At 47.3% G+C, this 3176-nt stretch carries 4 protein-coding genes; 1 reads left to right on the forward strand and 3 read right to left on the reverse strand.

Translation table 11 applies throughout. The features are described 5' to 3' along the window. Positions 1–371 precede the first annotated feature (371 nt). Genes H8S34_RS14915 through H8S34_RS14925 form a run of 3 tightly spaced genes read right to left on the reverse strand, consistent with a single transcriptional unit; the run spans position 372 to position 1524 of the window. Positions 372–569 carry a cysteine-rich KTR domain-containing protein gene (locus tag H8S34_RS14915; protein WP_186964419.1) on the reverse strand — a complete coding sequence of 66 codons (198 nt, stop codon included), beginning with the start codon at positions 567–569 and terminating at the stop codon, positions 372–374. Between the two features lie 5 nt (positions 570–574). Continuing rightward, the gene (locus H8S34_RS14920) at positions 575–988 is read right to left on the reverse strand and encodes a YjdF family protein (protein WP_186964420.1); all 414 of its coding nucleotides are present in this window, start codon (positions 986–988) and stop codon (positions 575–577) included. After that, entirely contained in the window at positions 988–1524 is a 537-nt protein-coding gene (locus H8S34_RS14925; RefSeq protein ID WP_186964421.1) for a PadR family transcriptional regulator, read from the reverse strand. Before H8S34_RS14925 ends, H8S34_RS14920 begins: the two co-directional genes overlap by 1 nt. A 1197-nt stretch (positions 1525–2721) precedes the next feature. Between H8S34_RS14925 and H8S34_RS14930 the strand changes: the two genes are divergently transcribed. Beyond that, positions 2722–3081 carry a hypothetical protein gene (locus H8S34_RS14930; protein WP_186964422.1) on the forward strand — a complete coding sequence of 120 codons (360 nt, stop codon included), beginning with the start codon at positions 2722–2724 and terminating at the stop codon, positions 3079–3081. The last annotated feature ends 95 nt before the right edge of the window (positions 3082–3176 follow it).

The raw sequence follows: 3176 nt of genomic DNA on the forward strand, positions 1-3176 counted from the left end.
TTCTCCCGCCGGGCTTTTTCTTCCGGCGTGCGATTCTTTCTGGCCATATGTATAACCTCCTGTGTGATGCTTCTATTTTACACCACTCAGGAGGTTTACACATAATTTGAAGAAGTCTCAATTCATTTAGGTACTGCCATATTTCGTATCCGCTGCCGGACTGTCCCCATAGTGCGGACGGGCTTTTTTTGACAGATTAGGCGGATGGAAAAAGAAAAAGGACACGGTGATACCTCCCGGATACCGCCGTGTCCTGCCTTAGAGCATAGTGAATGGTCTGCCCACGGCGGTTTTTTTCTTTTCTGCCGCCGGGCAGATGATAAAGCGATATAAACATGAAAAAGCCGACAACATCAGGACTCGCTCCTGTGTTATCGGCTCTGCGTCAAAGCGTCTGGCTCTTTGATAACCAATACCGTTTGCTGTTTTACATTGACCAATGACTCTTTCTTGCACTTGGGACAGTACAGAGGAAAGTGTATCAGTTCGGTATCTTCCCTTATTTGTAGGCGTGTTTTGCTGCCGCACGCCGGGCATAAAATCCAATCTCGTTTTTCCGTATTGCTCACCCCTTTCAGCGGCCCCGATGTTTGTCCCGCTTTTTCTGCTGGCGCAATTCATATTGCCGTTCTTTTTCCTCTTCCCGCTGCTCACGACTTATGGTTTTACGCTCCAATTTGTTTTGTTCATGCTGCAATTTCAATGCCTGCTGTGCCTTTGTACCAATCCCGGGCTCCTGCAACTTACTGTGGATCTCCCGCTGCATCCGTTTAGGATTTATCTTCCACTCCTCAACTCGTTCAGCTTTGATGGGTGGGCTGAATTTCAGCTTGCTCCAATTTTTGAGCAGGAAATCCCATACCTCATAGTCCTTTGGCTCCGCACCAAAAGTAATTTTACAAACCTCATATCGATCGCCGTCAACACGCTCGTAGACCCCGACCCAAAATGGATTTTCAAAGAATACCGTTAAGGTACTTCGTGCCATTACGGGGCGTTCCCCTCTTCGGAAAACTGGGCCGAAAAAGAATCCAACCATGCTAACAGCGCTTGATACAAAAGGCGCTGCTGGTCAAAGATTGTCCGGCCTACCAAGGGAATGTCTGCATATTGCTGTGCATACCCCTCGTTTTTTTCCGCAGATGCAAGAATACTTTTCCGCAGCTTGCTGACAAGGGCTCGGGCATGAGGGCGATCCATTTTGTTGAGGTTCGTAATCACCACATTGAAGTCAAAGGTAAGCGGCACATTCTGTTCAGCGATAGTGTCCATCAGCGTTTCAAAGTAGGCTCTCCCGGCATCGGTAATCGAGTAAATTGCCTTTTCAGCAAACCGCTCTCCCTTTACCACATCGCTCGTAAGATAGCCTTTTTCTTTTAATTGGAGCACCTTTTTGTAGACAGATGGGATGCTGATTTTTGTCCAGCGGGAGAAATTGTGGTACTCAATATCTTTTTGAATGTCATAAGCACTTTGGGGCTTTTCCAGCACAATCCCCAGAATCACCAAATCGATGGACGACATACATATCATCCTCCTTTACTATAAAATATAATACTATAAATTATAGCAAAAGTCAACGAAGAAAAGGCGGATAAGTCCCGTCAAATCCATAGGGGTTATCCGGGAGTACACTAACGATAAGCAGGGCAAGTGTGGCCACACTTGCTATTTTTGCACCCAGAGAGGGCCGCAAAAACGCTTGTTGGGGAGCCTCCCCAAACCCTTGTCGGCGCAAGCTCCGCATCTTTCGCAACCGGCTAAAGCCGATTTCTCACTCGCTCTGCTGCGCCTCCTCCCCCCGCCGAACCCGCTGGCTCCGGGCTTCGGCGGGGCCCCGATGTAATTGTCTGCGGCCCAAGGACCTTAACTTTGGGACAAATTGTCCCAAAGAGAAATGCTGGTGGATGGGCTTAACCGTCCCCAGTTCGTCAGATGTGGAAAGTGTTTCGTCCAAAATAAGCAAGTAAGGAAATTGCATTGCCTCTCAAAACTATGCCTGTAAACCCTTGCAGATGGGGTGTTTTTACAGCTTAATTTTCCACGCAGCGCCTCCGCTGCTCCGGAACAAAATGTTAGCAGTATTTGAGATAATCGAGAATGGATAAGGAAATCATATTGCTCCCGTCAAAGTTGTGGTCGGAACCCCTTGCAAACTGGGCGTCGTTTAGGGCCAAATGCTAACATATTAACTCTGCTCTTTGAAGCACTTCCAGTAGCAGAAAACACAGGTAATCCCCCTCCAATAAGAACCCCCCGCACAAGGCGATCCTTCCGGAGCCTTCTGTGTGGTGAGCTTCTCATAACGAGGGACTTCTTTCATTATGCGCTCATAGGGGCTGTTGGTAAAATTCATAAGTAAAACCTCCATGATGTTCCCCCTATCCCCCCGCCCTTTCCCAATCTTGGGAAAGGGGGCGGCTCTGGAGGATATACCCCGTCACGCCGCCAGAAAATAGAACAGCCGGGGCCGTCAGGCAAGGGCAAGCCGCCGTATAACGGCGGTGCTATGCACCCTTGCCAGGCAGCTCCCGGCTGTTCTGAACAATATGCGGCGACGGGGGATATACTACCCGAGCCATGTGAAGAAAAATAGTTTGGGACAAGTTGTCCCGAAGTGAAGAAATAAAAGTGCTAGTTTACCGACTTAAAAAGATCAATCGGAAAAACAGTGACATGTGATATTTTTATTGGTACAATAAAAGCACTGGGGGTGAATTTTTGATTTGGATTGAAATGAGCCGAGATGAAACACATGGCGGTGGAGAATGGGGATTTGGAAAATGTTTATGGTCTCCATCGTACAAACGCGGGGATAAAAAGAGTTCTTGGTTATTCTGGAAAAACCTTTTGGATGTCCAGCAAGGTGATATTATCATTCACCTACGAGGCAAAGGGCATTTAGCCACATTTGTGGGTTATTCAGTAGCCGCAACAGATGGACATGAAACCTTAGAGCATCCTCCCGAAGCCGGTAAATGGAACTATGCGACCAGCTATTTTCGAGTTTTGCTTAAAGATTATCAAGAATTTAAAGAACCCATTAAATTAGATAATGAGACTTCTTCAAATTATGTGTAAACCTCCTGAGTGGTGTAAAATAGAAGCATCACACAGGAGGTTATACATATGGCCAGAAAGAATCGCACGCCGGAAGAAAAAGCCCGGCGGGAGAA

Origin of the sequence: Pseudoflavonifractor hominis (genome assembly GCF_014288125.1) — a bacterium.
Lineage (GTDB): Bacteria > Bacillota > Clostridia > Oscillospirales > Oscillospiraceae > Pseudoflavonifractor_A > Pseudoflavonifractor_A gallinarum.

Excerpts from the sequence above, each read along its gene's own strand:
- H8S34_RS14925 (WP_186964421.1), bottom strand. The coding sequence starts at position 1,524 with ATGTCGTCCATCGATTTGGTGATTCTGGGGATTGTGCTGGAAAAGCCC.
- H8S34_RS14920 (WP_186964420.1), bottom strand. The coding sequence starts at position 988 with ATGGCACGAAGTACCTTAACGGTATTCTTTGAAAATCCATTTTGGGTC.